Raw genomic sequence first — 20,772 nt, 5'->3', positions numbered from 1 at the left:
GCAGCATACTCCGTCATAGCGAGCAACGGAAATATGGCACTCTCGTGCCACGGACGCAGCACAGCGCCCCTTCAGCGATGCACCGCAGAGCCGGGGCCCATGCTGCCGAGTGATCCGCTCACGATCTGGGTCGCGGCTCTGCGAGGCAAGGCTAATGCGTTGCATCGCGTCCAGGACACGAGAGTGGGCTGACTTACGCAAACTCCAAAATCAGCGCGTCCACCGCGAGCGTCGCGCCGGCGCTGGCGTGGATCTTCTTCACGGTGCCGTCCTGCTCGGCGCGCAGCACGTTCTGCATCTTCATGGCTTCGACCACCGCGAGCGTCTCGCCGGCCTTGACCTCCTGCCCCTCGCTCACCGCGATCGAGACCACGAGGCCGGGCATCGGACAGAGCAGCTTCTTGCCGGTGTCGGCGGCCGTCGTCACCGGCATCAGCCGCGCGGAGGTCGCTTCCGTCTCGGTCCAGACATAGACCGGCACCTCGACGCCCTGATGCGCCAGACGAATGCCGTTCGGGATCGGCCGCACCTGCACCGCGACGAAGTGGCCGTCGATGGTGCCCTGCCAGACCGGATCGCCCGGCTTCCACGGCGAGGCGAGCAGATGGGCGTTGCCGGTCTTGCCCTCGGCGTCGACGAAACGGATCGCGATGGCCTCGCCATCGCGTCCGACCTCGAGCTGAATTTCCTGGCGGTCGAGCCAGACCGCGCGACGCCGCTCGCGCTGCACGATGCGGCCGCCCATCTGGCCGGAGATCTGCCGCTTGCGTTCACCAAGCACATGATCGATGGCGGCGCCGACGGCGGCGATCCGCCGCGCAACTTCGCCTTCGGCCACGCGCGGCGCAAAGCCCTTGGGAAACTCCTCGGCGATGAAGCCGGTCGAGAGCCTGCCCTCGCGCCAGCGCGGATGATTCATCAGCGCCGACAGGAACGGGATGTTGTGCCTGATACCGTCGACATAGAACGAGTCGAGCGCGGTCGCCTGCGCCTCGATCGCAGCCGCGCGCGACGGCGCATGCGTGACGAGCTTGGCGATCATCGGATCGTAATGGATCGAGATCTCGCCGCCCTCCTGCACACCGGTGTCGTTGCGCACGGTGATGCCGTCCTTGCTCGCTTCCGCCGGCGGGCGGTACTTCACCAGCCGTCCGATCGAAGGCAGGAAGTTGCGGAACGGGTCTTCGGCGTAGAGACGCGATTCCACCGCCCACCCCGTGAGCGTGACGTCCTTCTGCGCGATGGCGAGCTTCTCGCCGGCGGCAACGCGGATCATCTGCTCGACGAGGTCGATGCCGGTGACGAGCTCGGTCACGGGATGCTCGACCTGCAGGCGGGTGTTCATCTCCAGGAAGTAGAAGCTCTTGTCTTGCCCTGCGACGAATTCGACGGTGCCGGCGGAGTCGTAGTTCACGGCCTTGGCCAGCGCGACCGCCTGCTCGCCCATCCTGCGACGGGTGGTCTCGTCGAGCAGCGGCGACGGCGCCTCCTCGATGACCTTCTGGTTGCGGCGCTGGATCGAGCATTCGCGCTCGCCGAGATAGATCACGTTGCCGTGCTTGTCGCCCAGCACCTGGATCTCGATGTGACGGGGATCGACGATGAATTTCTCGACGAAGACGCGGTCGTCGCCGAAGGACGCCTTGGCTTCGGCCTTGGCGAGGCCAAACCCCTCCTCGACCTCGCTGGTCGAATAGGCGATGCGCATGCCCTTGCCGCCGCCGCCGGCGGAGGCCTTGATCATCACGGGATAGCCGATGGCGTCGGCAATCTTGACCGCGTGGCGGGCGTCCTCGATCACGCCGAGAAAGCCCGGCACGGTCGAGACATCGGCCTTGGCCGCCGCCTTCTTGGATTCGATCTTGTCGCCCATCGCCGCGATCGCGCCCGGATTGGGCCCGATGAAGACCACGCCGGCCGCCTCCAGCGCGCGCGGAAAGGCCTCGCGCTCGGACAGGAAGCCGTAGCCGGGATGCACGGCTTGCGCGCCGGTCTTGCGGCAGGCCTCGACGATCTTGTCGATGACCAGGTAGCTCTCGGCCGCAGCCGCCGGTCCGATCAGGACCGCCTCATCGGCCATCTCGACATGGAGGGCATCGCGGTCGGCCTCGGAATAGACCGCAACCGTCTCAATTCCCATGCGGCGCGCGGTCTTGATGACCCGGCAGGCGATTTCGCCGCGATTGGCGATCAGAATGCGTTTGAACATGCTTTTCTTGAGTCTCGACCTTGGGCGGGACCCTTCCCCGGCCGTTGGGGCCTATGGGAGGGCCGTGTGGCTCCCGTGGTACATCAAAATCGGCCGGAGGCAACGGTCTAAATCCGGGCCGTCTGGCGTACCAGCGCAAGACCGAAACCGGCCTGACGAGCCCTCGGACCACCTACGGCTTCCCGGACCTCGACATGGACTTGGCGACGTCCCGGACCAGGCCATGAATGAACCCCAGCTTGGCGACCACGGCCTGCGACAGGATGAAGGGATAGAGGTCGCGCGCGCCCATGGCGCGGTTGACGCTGTTCATGGCGAAGGTGAAGGGCAGCCATGCGTCAATCAGCGCCTGAACGTCCCTGGCCTCATAGGGGTTGAAACGGATACGCGCCGTCAACTCCCCGTCGCGGTCGACCTTGGGCCGCACCTCCATGCCGAACTCGCCGGTCATCTCCAGGGTGTCGACGATGTGGAGGTAATGCGCCCAGGTCTCGGCGAAGTCTTCCCAGGGGTGCATGGTGGCGTAGGCCGAGACGTAGTTCTGCTGCCAGTCCGGCGGCGCGCCTTCGGCATAGTGACGCTGCAGGGCCTGGCCGTAATCGGCGGAATCGTCGCCGAATACCGCGCGGCATTCATCGAGCTTGCCGCCGCCCTGCACCAGCACGTCCCAGAAATAGTGCCCGACCTCGTGACGGAAGTGCCCGAGCAGCGTCCGATAGGGCTCGCCCATCTCGAGCCTGCGCCGCTCGCGCTCGATGTCGTCGGTCTCCGTGAGAGCGATCGTGATCAGGCCGTTGTCGTGGCCGGTCATGACCCTCTCGCCGCTCTGCGGATCGTCGGCGAGGAAATTGAAGATCAGACCATGCTCGGGGTCGTCTTGCCGGGTCCGGAGCGGCAGCTTCCAGCGGATCAGGGAATAGAACAGACGGTGTTTCGCCACCTCCAGCTCGCGCCAGCCGGCAAGCTGGGCGGGGTCCGACAGATCCGGGACGATGCCGTTGTGGCGGCAGGCGCGGCAATAGCCATTGCCCTCGCCTGGATCCGTCAGCCAGTTGCAGGCATCGTACTCGGCATTCCGGCACAGCATCCGGCTCTCGCCCTTGCCGGCCAATACCTTCCAGGCCTCTCCGTCGGGCTCGATCGCCGACATCGTCTCCTTCTCAGGCAGGAAGGCGACGCGGTGGCCGCACCGTTCGCAGGCGCGGTTCTCGAAATAGAGGACGTTGCCGCAGGACTGGCAGACAAACAGCTTCAAGATTTATCCTCTTCGAAAAGAGAGTCTTATCGATGGACGTCGTGGCGCCTCGCGAAGACGCCTCCGCGGGCGCATCGTTCCAATGTCAGGAACAAAATGCCAGACCGGGCGTTGCCTGATCGCAGTTTCCTCGCTCCGGCTCGCCGCCGGCCTTTCCGGGCAGCCTATTTCCTCTAAGCAATGGTCATCACGCTCCGTCTGTGTGAATATCGGTCTGGCACGTGCGCTCCCGCATGACAACGGCCGATGCCTTGAACGATCCCTTGCCCGAGACCATCGCCGCCGAAAGGCTGCGCCAACACCTCGAGGACGTCGCGCGCGAGCGCGACAACGCCTATCGCGCGCTCCAGGAGCGCGAGGCCGAGCTGGCGCGCATCCAGCGCATCGGCAAGGTCGGCGGCCTCGAGGTCGACTTCCGCGAAGGCTTCAAGAACCACCGCTCGCCCGAATATCTGATGCTCCACGGCCTGCCGCCGGAAGCGGCCGAGGAGTCGCACGAGGACTGGGTCAACCGTATCCATCCCGACGACCGCGAAGCCACCGTCAAGCACTTCATCGACGCGCTCGCCGGCACCAGCGAGGACTACACCGCCGAATACCGCATCATCCGCCCCAATGACGGCGAGACCCGCTGGATCCGGGTCGTCGCCAAGATCGAGCGCGGCACGGATGGCCGCGCCATCCGCCTGGTCGGCGCCCATATCGACATCACCGACCAGATGCTCGCGCGCGAGACCCTGCGCGAGAGCGAGGAGCGGTTTCGGCTGATCGCCGACAGCGCACCGGTGCCGATCTGGGTCACCAAGCTCGACCGCAAGCGATCCTTCGCCAATCAGGCCTATGTCGACTTCGTCGGCCTGCCCTACGAGGAGGCCATCGATTTCGACTGGCGCAAGGTGCTGCATCCGGACGACCTGCCGCATGTGCTCCAGCAATCCGTGCAGGGTGAAGCGTCGCTCAAACCCTTCGTGCTGGAAGCGCGCTACAAGAACGCCAGCGGCGAATGGCGCTGGCTGCGCTCGGAATCCCAGCCGCGCTGGGATCCGACCGGCAAGCATATCGGCTTCATCGGCGTCGCCCACGACATCACGGTCGCCAAGCAGGCCGAGATCGAGCTCCGGCGGCTCAACGAGACGCTGGAAGAGCGCATCGCCGAACGCACCGCCGAGCTCGAATCCAACGAGGCGCGGCTGCGCGCGATCCTGGAGACCAGCAACCAGTATCAGGGCCTGGTCAATCTGAAGGGCGAACTGCTCTACGCCAACAAGACCGCGCTCGACGGCATCAAGGCGAGCTCTTCGGACGTGATCGGCAAGCCGCTGTGGGAGACACCCTGGTTCAGCGCGACGGAGGGCATGAGCGCGCTGGTGCACGAGGCCTTTCACACCGTGCTCAAGGGTGAGGCCGTGCGGCTGGAGATGCGCCTGCGCCTCCCCATCGGCGAGCGCGATTTCGACTTCGGCATGCGCCCCGTGCTCGATCGCCACGGCAACATCACCGGCGCCGTCCCTGAAGCCGTCGACATCACCGAGCGCCGCCGCGGCGAGGAAGCGCTGCGGCAATCGCAGAAGATGGAGGCGATCGGCCAGCTCACCGGCGGTGTCGCGCACGACTTCAACAATCTCCTCACCATCATTCGCTCGGCCACCGATTTCCTGCGCCGTCGCGAACTGCCGGAGGAGCGCCGCCGCCGCTATGTCGACGCCATCTCCGACACGGTCGAGCGTGCCTCCAAGCTGACGGCCCAGCTCCTGGCATTCGCGCGCCGGCAGCCGCTGAAACCCCAGATCTTCAACGTCGGCAGCCAGGTCGAGGGCGTCGCGCAACTGGTGCGGCCACTGGTCGGCGGCCGGATCGAAATCGCGGTGGAAATCCACGATGCCGACTGCTTCACCGTCGCCGACATCGCCCAGTTCGAGACCGCGCTGATCAATCTCGCCATCAACGCCCGCGACGCCATGGACGGCGAAGGCCGTCTCACCATCGCCGTACGCAAGGTGCAGGGCATCCCGAGCCTGCGCGCGCAATCGGCGCGCGGCGGCGACTATGTCGCCATCTCCGTCACCGACACCGGCAGCGGTATCGCCCCGGACCATCTCGATTCGATCTTCGAGCCGTTCTTCACCACCAAGGAGGTCGGCAAGGGCACCGGCCTCGGCCTCAGCCAGGCCTTCGGCTTCGCAAAACAGTCCGAGGGCGACATCGCGGTCACGAGCACACAAGGCGAAGGCGCGACGTTCACCATCTACCTGCCGCAAGCGCAGAGCCCGGCCGCCGAGAAGGAGGCCGCGGCGCTGACCAGCGAGGCCGCCACCACCGGGCGCGGCTACCGCGTGCTCGTGGTCGAGGACAATGACGATGTCGGCCAGTTCTCGACCGAGCTGCTGGAAGATCTCGGCTATGTCGTCCGCCGCGTCGCCAATGCCAATGCCGCGCTTGCCATCCTCGGCGAGAACGAATTCGCCGTCGACCTCGTCTTCTCCGACGTCATCATGCCCGGCATGAACGGCGTCGAGCTCGCCGGCATCATCCGCGAGCGCTATCCCGGCCTGCCCGTCGTGCTCACGTCTGGCTACAGCAATGTCTTGGCCGAAAACGCCCATCGCGGTTTCGAACTGATCCAGAAGCCATATTCGGTGGAATCGCTCTCGCGCATCCTGCGCAAGGCGATCACGGAGAAGCTGTCGGTGGCAAGGTAAGTGTGAGCCAAGCACCCCGCTGTCGTCCCGGACAAGCGCACAAAAAGCGCGCGCCGATCCGGGACCCATACTCCGAGACGGACGTTGTAGCGTGAGCTGGTAACCGACCATCTTCGCCAAACTTCATCCTGTGGTTATGGATCCCGGATCTGCGCTGACGCTTGTCCGGGACGACAGCGGAGTGCTTGGCGCGCGCTGATTGACACAACGACGACCGAGCAACCGATGCCGAGCGAAAACCCCAATCAGGCAAGGCAGGCCGGCCGCGCATTGGACGCTGCCAATTTCTTCCTCGCCGACGTCCGCGACGGGCTCGGCCCTTACCTCGCCGTCTACCTCCTCACCGAGCAGCACTGGGACGAGGCGCGGATCGGCCTCGTGATGTCGGTCGCGACCATCGCCGGCATCGTCGCGCAGACGCCGGCCGGCGCCCTGGTCGACGCGACCCGCGCGAAGCGGACGGTGATGGCGGTCGCCGCGATCCTCGTGACTGTCGCGTCGTTGTCGCTGCCGTGGCTCCCGAGCTTCCTGCCGGTCGCGATCTCGCAAGGGATCGCGCAAGCGGCCGGCGTCATTTTTCCGCCGGCGATCGCCGCCGTTTCGCTCGGCATTTTCGGACATCGCGCCTTCACCAGACGGATCGGCCGCAACGAGACCCTCAACCATGCCGGCAACGCCGTCGCGGCGGGCCTGGCCGGACTGTCGGCCTACTGGTTCGGACCGACGGTCGTGTTCTATTTGCTCGGCAGCATGGCCATCGCAAGTCTCGTCAGCATCCTCGCCATTCCCGAACGGGCGATCGACCACGATCTCGCGCGCGGGCTGGACGGGGCGAATGACGCCGAGCAACACGAACAGCCTTCGGGGCTGAAGGTGCTGCTGACCTGCCGCCCGCTGCTCGTCTTCGCCATCTGCGCGCTCCTGTTTCACCTCTCCAACGCTGCGATGCTGCCGCTGGTCGGGCAGAAGCTGGCGTTACAGGACAAGAATCTCGGCACCAGCCTAATGTCCGCCTGCATCGTCGCGGCGCAACTGGTGATGGTGCCGTTTGCGATGCTGGTTGGCGCCAAGGCCGATACATGGGGACACAAGCGCTTTTTCCTCGCTGCCTTGCTGATCCTGCCGATCCGTGGCGCCCTCTACACGTTCTCGGACAATCCGTTCTGGCTGGTCGGCGTGCAGTTGCTCGACGGCGTCGGCGCCGGCATCTTTGGCGCGATCTTTCCCGTCATCGTCGCCGACCTCATGCGAAACACCGGCCGCTTCAACGTCGCGCAAGGCGCCGTCATCACCGCCCAGAGCATCGGCGCCGCGCTTTCGACGACGCTGGCCGGCTTCGTCGTGGTCGGCGCGGGCTACAGCGCGGCGTTCATCACCCTCGGCGTTGTCGCCGCGATCGGCGCCGTGATCTGCCTTCTCGCGCTGCCCGAGACACGACACGGCGGCCCACGCCGGCGGGGGGAGACAGCGGCGCGGGCATCCGCTATCGCTGCCGAATGACCTCATTTCACCTCAAGGACTGAACGTGCCGTCTGACGCCATCTGGGCCTGGAGCATCATCGTCGTCGCCACCGCAGGCGTCATCATCCGGCCGTTTCGCCTGCCCGAGGCCGTCTGGGCCGTGATCGGCGCGAGCGCCCTGCTGCTGGCAGGCCTGCTGCCGTGGCAGGATGCGCTTGCCGGCATCGAAAAAGGCGTCGACGTCTACCTCTTCCTGATCGGCATGATGCTGATCGCCGAGCTGGCGCGGCTGGAGGGCCTGTTCGACTATCTTGCCGCGCTCGCGGTGGAATATGCAGCCGGCTCGCCGCAACGGTTGTTTCTGCTGATCTATCTCGTCGGCACGCTCGTCACCGTGCTGCTCTCCAACGACGCCACCGCGATCGTGCTGACGCCCGCGGTCTATGCCGCCACGCGCGCGGCCGGCGCCAAGCCGCTGCCTTATCTGTTCGTCTGCGCCTTCATCGCCAATGCCGCGAGCTTCGTGCTGCCGATCTCCAACCCCGCCAATCTCGTCGTGTTCGGCGCGCGGATGCCGCAGCTGACGGAATGGCTGCGCCTGTTCGCCCTGCCCTCGGCGGCCTCGATCCTGCTCACCTATATCGTGCTGCGCCTGACTCAGCACCGCGCCCTGAAGGACGAGACGATTGCGCGCAGCGTGCCGCATCCCAGGCTCGGCCGCGGCGGCAAGCTGACGGCCATCGGCATCGTCGCGATCGGACTCGTGCTGGTCACGGCGTCGGCGCTGGACAGGCAGCTTGGCCTGCCGACCTTCATCTGCGGCAGCGTGACGGCCGTGATCGTGCTGCTGCTCAGCCGGCAATCGCCATTGCCGGTGCTGCGGGGCGTGTCCTGGAGCGTGCTGCCGCTGGTCGGCGGACTCTTCGTCATGGTGGAGGCGCTGATCAAGACCGGCGTGATCGCGCAGCTCAGCGCGCTGCTGCATCAGGCGGTGGCGCAATCGGTACCGCAGGCGGCCTGGAGCGTCGGCATTGCAACCGCGCTCGCCGACAACATCGCCAACAACCTGCCCGTCGGCCTCGTCGCCGGCTCGGTTGCCGCCAGCGATCATCTGCCGGCGCCCGTCGTCAGCGCCCTCCTGATCGGCGTCGATCTCGGCCCCAATCTGTCGGTGACCGGATCGCTCGCCACCATCCTCTGGCTGGTCGCTCTCCGCCGGGAAAAGATCGAGGTCGGCGCCTGGCCCTTCCTCAAGCTCGGTATGCTGGTAACCCCGCCGGCGCTGATCGCGGCTTTGGCAGCGGCGATCCGATAAACCTGCGGTGTTTGCGGCGCATCAATGCCGCCGCCGTCGCCGGAGCTATCCTTCAACTTGTCGCGCGACCTCATAGGGCGCGGCAAGGAGGTTCATCATGCAGTTCCGGTCAAAGGCGTTGCCACGGAGCTTTTCCCTGCGTCGCTCGTATCAGAGCTTCATCGCACCCGGCCAGAGCCGGGCGGAAACGTCCCACCCATTGCTGCTCCTCGCAGTCGTGGTGCTGGTGACCCTGTTTGCGATCGTGGAGATCGACCTGCACGGCGCCCAGCTCCAGGTCCTTGGCCTGCTCGGCCACGGGATGGGACTCGATCCGGTCTTCCTGAGCCCGTAGTCACTGGCCAGGAACCTCCGGAAGCGGGACCCTATCGCGGCCGTAGCCGCGACCGGGCGGCGCTTCGTCAGTCGTTCTCGTAGCCGTAGACTTCCGGCAGGATGAAGATTGCGGCGAGCAATCCGATAACCGGGAAGATCGCGACGAACAGCGTGGCGTTGGCCTGCCCGATCGCGGCGAACAGCGTCGGGAACAGGAAGATCGCCAGGAACGACGGCAGCTTCACGAACATATAGGCGAAGCCGCTGGCGGTGCCGCGATATTGCGGCCGGGCGACCATGGTCGGGATCGTCATGCAGTTCGACGCGTCCCAATAATGGCCCCAGAGCATGCCGGCGGCGGCGAACGGCAGCAGCATCTTGTTGTCGGTGTAGAGCGCAAACGCGGCGACCAGGAGCGACACCAGCACGATCGAGAAGCCCGCGATCGCGATGCCGCGATGGCCGATCTTCGGCGTCAGCAGCGGTCCAACCCACCCCGACAGGGCTGCGAAGGAGAACAGCGCCATCGTCACCAGATTGATGCCGAGCACGCTCGACACGCCGACCATCACGAACAGCACCGGCAGGTAGAACGCAAAGGTCGAGAACTCGCTTGCCTGGGCAAAGCAGGCGATCCAGCCATACAGCGTGGCGCGCCAGCGGATCGGATCCTTCTTGAGGTCGGCGAGGAACGCGCGGGTGCTGGTCTTCGGAACCACCACGTCCTGGTCCGGCAGCATGTCGAGATTGTCGTTGAACATCTCGCGCGCGACCTGCTTGGCCTCGCGGTAGCGCCCCTTCTGCACCAGCCACACCGCCGTCTCCGGCACGTCGTGACGCATCACCAGGATGATCAGCGCCGGCAGCGCGCCGAGGCCGAGCGTCACGCGCCACAACGTCTCGTGGTGGATGTCGAGCAGCAGGAAGATCACGATGACGCCGATGGTCAGCACCTCGCCGACGGCGAACATGAACTGCCAGCGGTTGCCCATGACCTCGCGCTCACCCTTGGCCATGGATTCCATGATGTAGGTGTAGCCGGTCGAGATGTCCGAGCCGAGCGGGATGCCGAGCAGGAAGCGGATCACGATGAGCCAGGTGACATCGGGCACGAAGGCCTGCGCCAGCGCCAGCACGATGAACATCACCATCGTCACCAGGAACATGACGCGGCGGCCGATCTTGTCGGAGAGCCAGCCGCCGAGCAGCGCACCGATCAGCGCGCCGCCCTGCGTGCCCGCGGCGGCAAGGCCGAGCATCAGCGGATCGGGATTGTACTGCTCCTTGATGAAGATCAGCACGAAGGCGATCGAATAGAGGTCCCAGGCTTCGACCAGGATCGAGGCCATCATCAGCCAGCCGACCTTGTTGCCCTTGGGACTGTAGTTGGTGATGAGGTAGCGGACCGCAGCTTCGCTCGCGGTCGGTTGTGGCATCGCCATCGTTGTCATGCTTGGTCCTCTCTTCAAAACTCTACGTGCCGAGCAGCGGCTCGATGCTGCAATCGAGCAGGCGCGGGTCGATCCCCGCCTCCATGCCCGTGAATATCTCGCCCATGTAGTCGATCAGCCCGTCGCTCGCCTTCACCGCGTCCTCGACGCGCCGGCTGGCCACCGCGGCGAGAATGGCGAGATGTCGATCGATCGTACCCGACAGATCGGCCTGCCCCGGCATGAAGCGGTGGTGGATGTAGCCGATGCGCCGGTACAGCGTGTGCAGCGGCCGCAGCGTGTGCACCAGGAACGGCTCGCCGGCGGCTTCCAGCACCAGCGCGTCGATGCGGCGGTCGATGTGGTTGAACTCGTCGAGGGTCAGGCTGGCGCGGCGCTCGCGCAGCAGACGCTCGATATGCAGGGCCTGATTGCGATGCGAGAGGCTGGCGCGATCGGCCGCAAGGCGGATCACGAAACGCTCCATGTCGCGGCGCAGACCGAGCAGCATGCGCTCGCGCGCAAGATCGATCGGCGCGATGTGCAGACCGTGACGCGGTCGAATGATGATGAGCGTATCTGCGGAGAGACGATTGACCGCGTGATGCACCGGTGTGCGGCCGAAGCCGGTGATCTGCTGCAATTCCAGCATCGTCATGAACTGGCCGGGCTTGAGCTCGCAATGAACCAGGAGCTCTTCGATCCTCAGGTAGGCCAGCTCGAAGAAGTTGAGACGGTTGTGGCGGGAGGGCTTGCCCTCGCCGTCGTCCTCGTTTCTCACCACCTCGAGCGTGCGCTTGCGCCGTGCCATGTTGTCCTCCCCGTCGGCCTGCATTGTCCCCCCGCAGGGCGGCGCCTTATTTGTGACCGGCTTAAAACATGTTGTGATATATTACAAGCCGGCGTAAGACTTTCGCGCGACCTGCAACATGTTGCAGCGCAAAATGAGACGTCAGGCGCGAGGCGCCGGTGATGGGAGGATTGTTGCCGTGAAGATCACGTCGATCGAGACGCTGCGCACCGAGGAATTTTCCAACGTCATCTGGGTGCGCGTTCACACCGACACGGGCATGATCGGTCTCGGCGAAACCTTCTACGGCGCAGGCGCAGTCGAAGCGCAAATCCACGACACGTTTGCCGGCCGCCTGCTCGGCCGCAATCCCCTGCACATCGAAGCGATCCATCGCGACATGCTGAACCTGCCGATGGCGCAGTCCTCGACCGGCGTCGAGTATCGCGCGGCGTCCGCAATCGACATCGCGCTGTGGGACCTGTTCGGCAAGGTCTGCAATCAGCCGGTACACCAGATGCTCGGCGGCCTCTGCCGCGACAAGCAACGCATCTACAACACCTGCGCCGGCACCCAATATGTCCGCTCCACCAATATCAGCCCGGTCGCCAACTGGAATCTCGGGGCATCCAAGGGTCCCTATGAAGACCTCGACGGCTTCATGCACCACGCCGACGCGCTCGCCGAAAGCCTGCTGGAGAGCGGCATCTCCGCGATGAAGATCTGGCCGTTCGATCCGGCAGCGCAGGAGAACAAGGGCCTCTACATCACCGCCGCGCAGATGAAGAAGGCGATCGAGCCGTTCGAGAAGATCCGCAAGGCGGTCGGCGACAAGATGGAGATCATGGTCGAGCTCCACTCGCTGTGGAACCTGCCGACCGCCAAGCAGATCGCGCGCGCGCTCGAGCCCTACAAGCCAACCTGGTACGAAGACCCGATCCGCATGAACTCGCCGCAGGCGCTGGCCGAATACGCCCGCTCGACCGACGTCTGGGTCTGCGCCAGCGAGACGCTGGGCTCGCGTTTCCCCTACAAGGACATGCTGGACCGCGACGCCATGCACGTCGTGATGGCGGACCTGTGCTGGACCGGCGGCCTCACCGAGGGCCGCAAGATCGCGGCGATGGCCGAGACCTATCACCGGCCCTTCGCGCCGCATGATTGCATCGGCCCGATCGGCTTCATCGCCGCCATCCACATGTCGTTCAGCCAGCCCAACACGCTGATCCAGGAATCGGTGCGCGCCTTCTACAAGGGCTGGTACAATGAGCTCGTCACCACGATGCCCGTGATCAAGGACGGCTACGTCTTCCCGATGGAGGGCCCTGGTCTTGGCGTCGACCTGCTGCCCGCCGTCTTCGACCGCACCGATCTCACCGTGCGTCGCTCCAACGTTTGAGGATCTTTTGAGATGAGCACCGCCCTGTTCGACCTGACCGGCCGCACCGCACTCGTGACCGGCTCCTCCCGCGGGCTCGGCCGCGCCATCGCCGAGGGCATGGCGAAGGCCGGCGCCAGGCTGATCATCAACGGCGTCGATCCCAAGCGCGTCGAGCAGGCCGTCGCGGAGTTTCGGGCCGCCGGCCATCAGGCGGAAGGCGCGGCCTTCAACGTCACCGACGAGCCGGCGATCGTCGCGGCGTTCAACGACTTCGACAGACAAGGCATTGCCGTCGACATTCTCGTCAACAATGCCGGCATCCAGCACCGCAAGCCGCTGGTCGAGTTCACCACCGACGAATGGCGCAAGGTGATCGAGACCGACCTCACCAGCGCCTTCGTGATCGGCCGCGAAGCCGGCAAGCGCATGATCCCGCGCAAGCGCGGCAAGATCATCAATATCGGCTCGCTCGGCAGCGAGCTCGCCCGCCCCACCATCGCGCCCTACACGGCGGCAAAAGGCGGCATCAAGAACCTGACCCGCTCGATGGCGGTGGAATGGGCCCAGCACGGCATCCAGGCCAACGCGATCGGCCCGGGTTACATGCTGACCGACATGAACGAGGCGTTGGTCAACAACACCGACTTCAACAACTGGCTGATGGGCCGCATCCCCTCCAAGCGCTGGGGCAGGCCGGACGAGCTGGTGGGCGCGGCGATCTTCCTGGCCTCAGACGCCTCGACCTACGTCAACGGCCAGATCATCTATGTCGATGGCGGCATGATCGCCGCGATGTGATCGCCAAGATAACGAAGGAGCAGGCCATGCGCGCCGTCGTCATTCACGCCCCGAAAGACCTGCGGATCGACGGCTATCCGGATCCGGCACCCGGCCCGGGCGAGGTCCGCATCAAGATCGCCAATGGCGGCATCTGCGGCTCCGACCTGCACTACTACCATCACGGCGGTTTCGGCGTCGTGCGCATCCAGCAGCCGATGGCGCTGGGGCACGAGATCGCCGGCGTCGTAGCTGACGTCGGTGACGGCGTCGGCAGCGTGAAGGCGGGCACGCGCGTGGCGGTCAATCCGAGCAAGCCGTGCGGGCAGTGCCTGCATTGCCAGGAGGGAATGCGCAACCAGTGCCTCGACATGCGCTTCCTCGGCAGCGCGATGCGCTTTCCCCATGTGCAGGGCGGCTTTCGCGAATTCATCACGGTCGATGCAGCCCAGGCGGTGCCGATCGCCGACAGACTGTCGCTGGCGGAGGCCGCGGTCGCCGAGCCGCTCGCGGTCTGCCTGCACGCCGGCAAGCAGGCCGGCCCCCTGCTCGGCAAGCGCGTGCTGATCACCGGCTGCGGCCCGATCGGCGCGCTGATGATTCTGGTCTCGCGCTTCGGCGGTGCATCCGAGATCGTGGTGACCGACGTCGCCGAGGCGCCGCTCGCGGTCGCCAGGAAGCTCGGCGCGACGCATGCCATCAATGTTGCGACCGATGCTTCGGCGCTCGACCCGTGGCGCGCCGGCAAGGGCGTGTTCGACACGCTGTTCGAGGCCTCCGGCAACCAGGCCGCGCTCCGCACCGCGCTCGACGTGCTGCGCCCCGGCGCGACGCTGGTTCAGCTCGGCCTTGGCGGCGAGATGACGCTGCCGATCAACTCCATCGTCGCCAAGGAATTGCAGCTCCGCGGCACCTTCCGCTTCGATCCCGAGTTCGAGCTGGCGGTGCGGCTGATGGGCGAAGGCCTGATCGACGTGAAGCCGCTGATCACGGCCGCCATGCCGTTCGAGAACGCGGTCGCCGCCTTCGAGCTCGCCAGCGACCGCTCGCAGTCGATGAAGGTTCAGCTCACCTTTTAGCCGCGTCGGCGGCCTGCTGACTCTCGATCAGCCGGTCGCTGACCAGGCGTACCGCGCCGCGCTTCCAGGAATAGTCCGCGCCCATACGCAGGCCGCTGTCGCCGCGCGCCAGCACCGCGCCGGTGCGGGCATCGCGCAGCTGGAAGCCGAGCGTATATTCGGTGCGGCTGACCCGCCGCACCACCCCGATCAGCGATTGATCCGCGCCGAGCCCTTTCGCAATCGCCGCCTCGCAGCCGCCGCAGTCTCGTAAAGCGTGCGCCTTCGCCGCCTCGCCGCTCGCGCTACCGACGTCGACGATCCGGTAACGGCCGGACTGGCCGAGCACGTCACGCACACTGCCGGTGGTCTCGGCGAGGTACGACGCGTCTGAAGCGGCCAGGGTGCTCCCCGATGCGGCCGTCATGTCCTCGAGCTCGAAATCAAACACGGCGAGCGCGACCGGCGCAGGCGTGCCGAGCGCCGCGATGACCTCGCGGGCGAGAAACGCTTCGGCGCGATCCCAGGCTTCGTCGTTGTCGCCGCGGAACGTGTAGAGCTTCTCGAACAGGACCTTCCTGGCCGCGATATCGATCACGGCGACGCGCGCCCACTGCACCAGCGTGCTCGTCTTCTGGACGCCGCCGACGACCTTGAATTTTGCATCGTCTTGCCCGGCGGGCGTGAGCTGATAGCGCTGGTCCGCTCCGACGTCCCGCCGCAGCGCGACCATGAATGCACCCAGCCGCTTCTCGTGGATGGCGGTCTGGTCGACCGGCTCGCCGGACGTGTCCAGATACTGGAAATCCTCGATCGACACGCCGACCGGTGCTGCGGCGGCCGGCTGGACACCCACAAGGACAGCCAGGAGAAAAGCAGGGAGAATCAACCGGGAAAGGTGCATGAGCGAAGCCTTGCTGGATCGAGCGGTCCGCAAATTTCGGCGGCAGCCTTCGGCCCTGCAACGGCGGCGGTCCCGGCAAGCGCCGGGAAAATTTCACGCCATTGCACTGCGGTAACGCCTAACGCTTTCCGCGGCCGGCGTTCTGCCGTTTAATATGGAAGCGACAAGCTCGTTCGCGCAAGGTATCCTTCAGATGCGGAACCGCCCGAAATTCGATCTCAAGGTCCGGCTGACCTTGCGCGTGGCCGCGATCACGGCGGCCTGCTTCGCCGCAATCTCCGCCTATTTCCTGATCGCCGCCGACCGCGAGGCCCATGCGCGCCTCGACGGCATTGCCGCGATCGTGGCGAAGTCGCTGGAGCTGCAGCAAGGCAAGATCCAGTGGGCGGCCGGCCCGCGCGACTTTCCCAACCTCGACCCCGTCGCCGCCTATGTGATGACCCCGGGCCTTTGTCTCGCATTCCGCGGCGAGAGCGGCGAGATGCTGCAGCGGTTCTGCAGCGGCGCGCCTGCCCCCGCAAGCCCGCCGCCGCAGGCCTTTACCGCGTTCTATCGCAGCCTGTTCGACCCCGGCCGCGAAGCGTCACGACCCGTGATCGTGCGCGGCGCCAAGCTCGGCGAGACCGTGGTCTCGGTCGATCCGGCGGTGCAGACGGCGGAGGCCTGGCATGAGGCCGGCCGCCTGATGATCGCGCTTGCGATCGCGCTGCCGCTGCTGTGCCTGCTGGTCTACGCCGCGCTGGCGCGCGCGCTGCGCCCGACCCGCCTGATCTGCACCGGCCTGGAGCGGATCGCGGCCAACGACCTCTCGGCGCGGCTGCCGCCGTTCGATCTCGCCGAGCTCTCCGCCATCCGCGACGGCTTCAACCATCTCGCCGAAAGCCTCGACACCGCGCTTGCCGAACGCAGCGAGCTGACGCGCAAGCTGATCGCGCTGCAGGACGACGAGCGCCGCCATCTCGCGCGCGAGCTACACGACGAGTTCGGCCAGTCGCTGGCCGCGATCCGCGCCCTCGCCTCCTCCGCCCGCCAGACCGCCGTGCAGGACTGCCCTGCCTTGCTTTCGGAATGCGACGGCATCGCGCGGACCGCGACCGGTATGATGGAGACGCTGCGCGGCGCGCTGTTTCGGCTGCGCCCGCCCGATGTCGAGGAGCTCGGCCTCGTTGCCAGCCTGGAAGGCCTGGTCGCGGGCTGGAACGGACGCAGCCGCGGCGAGACGCGCTTCACGATCCAGTTCGACGGCGCCTTCGAGACCCTGCCCGCCGCGATCAGCGCCAATCTCTACCGCATCGTGCAGGAGGCGCTGACCAATGCCGCCAAGCACGCCGGCGCCACCAGGGTCGGCGTGCATTTGACGATGGCCGCGGACGAGATCGCGCTCGCCATCGACGACGACGGTCCGCCCAGCGATGCCTCCGGCAAATCCGGCATGGGCCTGCTCGGCATGCGTGAGCGCGTTGCGGCCTTGCGCGGCCGGATGAGCTTCGAGGTCGATCCCCACGGCGGCTCGGCGCTGCGCGTCGTCATTCCGCTCGCCGCCGGCGAGCGGCAGCTGCTGGAGCATGCGGCATGAGCGCGGCCGATGCGTCCATCCTGCTGGTCGACGACCATTCCGTGGTCCGCGAGGGTTATCGCTCCGTGCTGCAGAAGCAGCCGGGCCTGCGCGTGATCGCCGAGGCGGCCGACGGCGCGGAGGCCTACCGGCTGTACAAATCCGAGGCCCCCGATCTCGTCATCATGGATCTGAGCATGCCCGGCATCGGCGGCATCGAAGCCGTCCGCCGCATCAGGCAATGGGACAAGGGCGCGAGGATCCTGATCTTCACCATGCACCAGAATGCGGGTTTTGCCGTGCAGGCGATCCGCGCCGGCGCCAGGGGTTACGTCACCAAGACCAGCCCGCCCGAGACGCTGGTGCGGGCGGTGATGGACGTGCTCGCCGGCAAGATCGCCATCAGCCCCGACATCGACCACGAGCTCGCGCTGAGCCGGCTCGGCGGCGAAAGCTCGGCCGCCGACGTCCTCACCGCGCGCGAGTTCGAGGTGATGCGGCTGCTGCTCGCCGAGAGGACGACGGACGAGATCGCCGAAACGCTGCATGTCAGCCCGAAGACGGTGGCGAACCTGCATTCGCTGATCAAGGACAAGCTCGGCGTCGGCTCCGACATCGAGCTGGTCCGCCTCGCGCTGCGCCAGGGACTGTTGACCGAGCCCGATCTCGGCGAGGCCTGATCGCTCACCTGCCGCTAAGGCGCAAGCTTCGTTCCATCAGGCCCAAACGCCTCAACCGTGTCGCCGATCACAAACGACATCATGTCGCGGCCGACGAGCAGAGGTCCCTTGTAGCCCGTGCGGGTGCGCAGGATCAGCGGCTCCTCCGGAATGTCAGGCACGGGCTTCACGGTGCCGAACACGATGTGGGAGTAAACGGCGAGTTTTGGCTTGGCGAACGCAAAGATCCGGCCGGCCTCCTCGGGCGAGGTGTGGTGCGCCTGGATGTCCTTGTAGACTGGATTCTTGACCAGCAACTCGGGCTCGATCACCGCGACCTCGTGGATCAGCAGATCGGCACCTTCGGCCGCCTTCGCGATCCGCTCGTCGTATTTGGTGTCGCCGGACAGCACAACCTTGTGCCCGCCATACTCGACGACGTAACCGAACGACGGCTTGATCTTCTCGCCGTGATCGACCTCGATCGCGGTGACTTTGACGCCGTTGTTGTCGTAGACGGTCCCGGCCTCGATATCCTTTGCGGCAAATCTGATCGCCTCGGGATCGAGGTGTTCGTCATCGATACGAATGCGGATGTCGTCGGCGAAGGCCCTGGTCAGGTTCTCTGTCATCGCGACCGTACCCTTGGGCCCGTAGAGCTTCATTGGTCCTTTGCGGGATGCCCACGGCGTGGCGAGCCAGCCCGTCAGCCACATGTCGGGGAGACCGACGAGGTGGTCGGAATGCATGTGGGTGATGAAATTCGCGGTGATCGCGCCGAGCGGGATCTTCAACTTGTAGAGCTGCATGGTCGAGCCGCGGCCAAGGTCGAACAGCAGCTTCTCGTTCCCCGCCTCCACCAGCGTCGAGGCGCTGAAGCTGGTCGGCCGCGGGGTCGGCACGCCGGTGCCGAGCAGCGTCACCTTGATCGGTTCGGCCGAGGCAACCGTCGTCAGCGCGAGCAGCGCGAAGCCTGCCCGCAATACAGTCTTGAGCATAGTGTCCTTCCCTGAGCGTCAGATTTTTGCCGCGCGGCCGCGGATCATTCGCGCGCGATCACCTGGTCCAGCCATGCGCAGTTGAGCGGCGGCACGCGGGGATCGGCGACGCGCACGCCGCGCGCTGCTGCATCGAGCCGCATGTCGCGCAGGCGCTTGCGCTGCTCTTCCGGCATATGGAGACGCTCGTGGCCCCACAGCGACGGCCCATCGAACGTCTCATGCGGTTGCCAGGTCTCGGGATCGATCACGCGCGCGCCCCAGCCATATTCGATGAAGAACCCCGACGGCGTGTTCACGTAGAACGAGGTCATGTGGTCGTTGGTGTGCCGGCCCAGCGTATAGGCGATACGGCCCTCGTCCAGCTGCGCGAGGTCGTAGCCTTGGCCGACATCGTCGAGGCTGCCGAGCTCGACCATGAAGTGATGCATCGCCTTGCGCCCCGAGCCGACCATCGCAAAGCTGTGGTGGCGGCCGTTGACGTGGAAGAAATAAAGCCCATAGGGCTTCAGTCCAAAATCCGAGACGTGGAAGCCGAGCACGTCGCGGTAGAACGGCAACAGCAGTTCGACATTCTCCACGTTGAGCACGACATGCCCCATGCCGAGCGCGCCGGTGCGAAAGCCGGAGATCGGCCGCCCCGGCTTGAATGGCTCGCTCGCAAGCTCCGGCTTGCAGAAGGCCTCGAGCCGGTTGCCGGCGGGGTCAGTGAACGCGATCAGCTCGGCCACATGTCGTTCATCGGCCAGCGCGCGCGAGCCGCGCGTCACCTTGACGCCGTGGCTTTCGAGCCGTCCCGCCAATTGATCCAGCTCTATCGTGGACGGAACTTCCCAGCCCATCACCGCAAGGCCGGCGTCGCTGCTGCCGTCGACGATCAGCCGCTGCTTGCGGTCGTCCATGCGGAAGGCGCGCGTCTTGCCGCCGCGGTCGACCTGCTGCATGCCGAGCAGCCCCGTCGCCATCCGGCCCCACTGGTCGAGCTGCGACGAATTGATTCCGATATAGCCGAGCGCAGTGATTTCCATCGACGACCTCCCGAAGGCATCGCGTGTGCCGCAATACGGCGAACTTGATACCGGCCGCGCGCGATCTTAACGTAGCCTTCCGCAATCGCTTCGCGTTCGCAACGATAATCGCGGGACCATGCGCCACAAGGGAGGAAATGCGAAGTGTCCAAGGAGCGGACGGACAAGGCTGTCCCCCGGCAGTCGGAAGGCGTCCGCGCCTTCAAGCGCGGGCTCGACGTGCTGCGGGAGGTCAACCGCTCGGGCGGCATCCGCGCCGGCGACGTGGCCCGCGCACTCGACCTGCCCCGCCCCACCGTCTACCGCCTGCTCGAAACCCTCGAGGAACTCGGCTATATCGCCCGCAGCGCCAGCGACGACCGTTTTCGCGTCACCCGGCGCGCGCTGAGCCTCGGCGACGGCTACGATCCCGGCGTGGTGATCTGCCAGGCGGCGGCGCCCTATCTCGCCGAGCTCAGCAAGACCCTGGTCTGGCCGGTCGATCTCTCCACTTACGAGAACGCCGCGATGGTCGTGCAGGAGACCACGCACGCGCGCAGCCCGCTCTCGATCGACCGCGGCATGATCGGCAAACGCCTGCCGATGCTCCGGACGTCAGCGGGCCGCGCCTATCTCGCCGCCTGCCCGGCGCGCGAGCGCGACCTCATTGTCAGCCATCTCCGCCGGATCGACGAGGCCGACGACCGCCCGTTCCTCGACGCAGCCCACCTCGATCGCATGATCGCCGAGACGCAAGCGCGCGGCTACGCGATCCGCAGCGAGGGCGAGTACAATCCGAAGACGGCGTCGATCGCCGTCCCCATTGTGCGGGACGGGGCCGTATTCGGCTGCATCTCCATCATCTGGATTCGCTCGGCGCTGGGGATCGAGGAGGCCATCGCCAGCTTCGTCGATCCGATACGCAGCGCCGCAGCAGCCATCGACGTCGGGGCCTGACT

17 protein-coding genes are annotated in these 20,772 nt (G+C 66.2%); 10 read left to right on the top strand and 7 right to left on the bottom strand.

Annotated features, from left to right (window positions below):
* Positions 1-193: 193 nt before the first annotated feature.
* Both UNPF46_RS03525 and UNPF46_RS03520 read right to left on the bottom strand, forming a co-directional pair.
* Positions 194-2,209, bottom strand: coding sequence for an acetyl-CoA carboxylase biotin carboxylase subunit (locus UNPF46_RS03525; protein ID WP_142249057.1), 2,016 nt, complete (start codon positions 2,207-2,209; stop codon positions 194-196).
* 172 nt (positions 2,210-2,381) lie between these two features.
* Entirely contained in the window at positions 2,382-3,464 is a 1,083-nt protein-coding gene (locus tag UNPF46_RS03520; RefSeq protein WP_142249056.1) for a zinc-binding metallopeptidase family protein, read from the bottom strand.
* 221 nt (positions 3,465-3,685) lie between these two features.
* On the opposite strand from UNPF46_RS03520, the gene UNPF46_RS03515 reads away from it, so the two are divergent.
* The 4 genes from UNPF46_RS03515 to UNPF46_RS03500 all read left to right on the top strand — a co-directional run bounded on the left by UNPF46_RS03515 (position 3,686) and on the right by UNPF46_RS03500 (position 9,273).
* The gene (locus tag UNPF46_RS03515; protein WP_142249055.1) at positions 3,686-6,163 is read left to right on the top strand and encodes a hybrid sensor histidine kinase/response regulator; all 2,478 of its coding nucleotides are present in this window, start codon (positions 3,686-3,688) and stop codon (positions 6,161-6,163) included.
* 225 nt (positions 6,164-6,388) lie between these two features.
* Positions 6,389-7,663: an MFS transporter gene (locus UNPF46_RS03510; RefSeq protein ID WP_142249054.1), complete on the top strand. Its 1,275-nt coding sequence runs from the start codon at positions 6,389-6,391 to the stop codon at positions 7,661-7,663.
* A 25-nt stretch (positions 7,664-7,688) separates the two neighbouring features.
* Positions 7,689-8,939 (top strand): arsenic transporter, encoded by a 1,251-nt coding sequence (locus UNPF46_RS03505; protein WP_181769753.1) that lies wholly within the window; start codon positions 7,689-7,691, stop codon positions 8,937-8,939.
* 97 nt (positions 8,940-9,036) lie between these two features.
* The gene (locus UNPF46_RS03500; protein WP_142249052.1) at positions 9,037-9,273 is read left to right on the top strand and encodes a hypothetical protein; all 237 of its coding nucleotides are present in this window, start codon (positions 9,037-9,039) and stop codon (positions 9,271-9,273) included.
* 67 nt (positions 9,274-9,340) lie between these two features.
* Here the strand turns inward: UNPF46_RS03500 and UNPF46_RS03495 are convergent, their stop codons facing one another.
* Together UNPF46_RS03495 and UNPF46_RS03490 are read right to left on the bottom strand one after the other, a co-directional pair.
* The gene (locus tag UNPF46_RS03495; RefSeq protein ID WP_100178824.1) at positions 9,341-10,705 is read right to left on the bottom strand and encodes an MFS transporter; all 1,365 of its coding nucleotides are present in this window, start codon (positions 10,703-10,705) and stop codon (positions 9,341-9,343) included.
* Between the two features lie 22 nt (positions 10,706-10,727).
* A complete protein-coding gene (locus tag UNPF46_RS03490; protein ID WP_100178823.1) occupies positions 10,728-11,495 on the bottom strand; it encodes a GntR family transcriptional regulator in 768 nt (255 codons plus the stop codon).
* 178 nt (positions 11,496-11,673) lie between these two features.
* Between UNPF46_RS03490 and UNPF46_RS03485 the strand changes: the two genes are divergently transcribed.
* The 3 genes from UNPF46_RS03485 to UNPF46_RS03475 are packed head-to-tail and all read left to right on the top strand — an operon-like array spanning position 11,674 to position 14,711.
* Entirely contained in the window at positions 11,674-12,873 is a 1,200-nt protein-coding gene (locus tag UNPF46_RS03485) for a mandelate racemase/muconate lactonizing enzyme family protein (protein WP_174719078.1), read from the top strand.
* A 12-nt stretch (positions 12,874-12,885) separates the two neighbouring features.
* The gene (locus tag UNPF46_RS03480; RefSeq protein ID WP_142249051.1) at positions 12,886-13,653 is read left to right on the top strand and encodes an SDR family oxidoreductase; all 768 of its coding nucleotides are present in this window, start codon (positions 12,886-12,888) and stop codon (positions 13,651-13,653) included.
* Between the two features lie 26 nt (positions 13,654-13,679).
* On the top strand, positions 13,680-14,711 hold the full coding sequence (locus UNPF46_RS03475) for an L-idonate 5-dehydrogenase (RefSeq protein ID WP_142249050.1): 1,032 nt from the start codon (positions 13,680-13,682) through the stop codon (positions 14,709-14,711).
* Here the strand turns inward: UNPF46_RS03475 and UNPF46_RS03470 are convergent.
* Entirely contained in the window at positions 14,701-15,594 is an 894-nt protein-coding gene (locus UNPF46_RS03470) for a DUF3280 domain-containing protein (protein ID WP_142249049.1), read from the bottom strand. The genes UNPF46_RS03475 and UNPF46_RS03470 overlap by 11 nt on opposite strands.
* Positions 15,595-15,787: 193 nt before the next feature.
* Here UNPF46_RS03470 and UNPF46_RS03465 point away from each other — a divergent pair, with 193 nt between their 5' ends.
* Together UNPF46_RS03465 and UNPF46_RS03460 are read left to right on the top strand one after the other, a co-directional pair.
* Positions 15,788-17,170 carry a sensor histidine kinase gene (locus tag UNPF46_RS03465; protein ID WP_142249048.1) on the top strand — a complete coding sequence of 461 codons (1,383 nt, stop codon included), beginning with the start codon at positions 15,788-15,790 and terminating at the stop codon, positions 17,168-17,170.
* Positions 17,167-17,829: a response regulator gene (locus tag UNPF46_RS03460; RefSeq protein ID WP_100178817.1), complete on the top strand. Its 663-nt coding sequence runs from the start codon at positions 17,167-17,169 to the stop codon at positions 17,827-17,829. Before UNPF46_RS03465 ends, UNPF46_RS03460 begins: the two co-directional genes overlap by 4 nt.
* A 14-nt stretch (positions 17,830-17,843) precedes the next feature.
* On the opposite strand, the gene UNPF46_RS03455 is transcribed toward UNPF46_RS03460, so the two are convergent.
* Positions 17,844-18,806, bottom strand: coding sequence for an MBL fold metallo-hydrolase (locus UNPF46_RS03455; RefSeq protein ID WP_142249047.1), 963 nt, complete (start codon positions 18,804-18,806; stop codon positions 17,844-17,846).
* A gap of 44 nt (positions 18,807-18,850) precedes the next feature.
* Positions 18,851-19,834 carry a VOC family protein gene (locus UNPF46_RS03450; protein WP_181769752.1) on the bottom strand — a complete coding sequence of 328 codons (984 nt, stop codon included), beginning with the start codon at positions 19,832-19,834 and terminating at the stop codon, positions 18,851-18,853.
* Positions 19,835-19,978: 144 nt separating this feature from the next.
* On the opposite strand from UNPF46_RS03450, the gene UNPF46_RS03445 reads away from it, so the two are divergent.
* Positions 19,979-20,770, top strand: a complete 792-nt coding sequence (locus UNPF46_RS03445; protein ID WP_142249046.1) for a DNA-binding transcriptional regulator — start codon at positions 19,979-19,981, stop codon at positions 20,768-20,770.
* Positions 20,771-20,772: the final 2 nt, after the last annotated feature.

The organism is Bradyrhizobium sp. UNPF46 (assembly GCF_006658625.1).
Classification (GTDB): Bacteria; Pseudomonadota; Alphaproteobacteria; order Rhizobiales; family Xanthobacteraceae; genus Bradyrhizobium; species Bradyrhizobium nitroreducens.
This window is presented reverse-complemented; position numbering and strand designations above follow the sequence as displayed.

Coding starts and splice junctions, on each gene's coding strand:
- UNPF46_RS03525 (WP_142249057.1), bottom strand. CDS start 2,209: ATGTTCAAACGCATTCTGATCGCCAATCGCGGCGAAATCGCCTGCCGG.
- UNPF46_RS03455 (WP_142249047.1), bottom strand. CDS start 18,806: ATGCTCAAGACTGTATTGCGGGCAGGCTTCGCGCTGCTCGCGCTGACG.
- UNPF46_RS03480 (WP_142249051.1), top strand. CDS start 12,886: ATGAGCACCGCCCTGTTCGACCTGACCGGCCGCACCGCACTCGTGACC.
- UNPF46_RS03495 (WP_100178824.1), bottom strand. CDS start 10,705: ATGACAACGATGGCGATGCCACAACCGACCGCGAGCGAAGCTGCGGTC.
- UNPF46_RS03450 (WP_181769752.1), bottom strand. CDS start 19,834: ATGGAAATCACTGCGCTCGGCTATATCGGAATCAATTCGTCGCAGCTC.
- UNPF46_RS03510 (WP_142249054.1), top strand. CDS start 6,389: ATGCCGAGCGAAAACCCCAATCAGGCAAGGCAGGCCGGCCGCGCATTG.
- UNPF46_RS03500 (WP_142249052.1), top strand. CDS start 9,037: ATGCAGTTCCGGTCAAAGGCGTTGCCACGGAGCTTTTCCCTGCGTCGC.
- UNPF46_RS03475 (WP_142249050.1), top strand. CDS start 13,680: ATGCGCGCCGTCGTCATTCACGCCCCGAAAGACCTGCGGATCGACGGC.
- UNPF46_RS03465 (WP_142249048.1), top strand. CDS start 15,788: ATGCGGAACCGCCCGAAATTCGATCTCAAGGTCCGGCTGACCTTGCGC.
- UNPF46_RS03470 (WP_142249049.1), bottom strand. CDS start 15,594: ATGCACCTTTCCCGGTTGATTCTCCCTGCTTTTCTCCTGGCTGTCCTT.
- UNPF46_RS03490 (WP_100178823.1), bottom strand. CDS start 11,495: ATGGCACGGCGCAAGCGCACGCTCGAGGTGGTGAGAAACGAGGACGAC.
- UNPF46_RS03460 (WP_100178817.1), top strand. CDS start 17,167: ATGAGCGCGGCCGATGCGTCCATCCTGCTGGTCGACGACCATTCCGTG.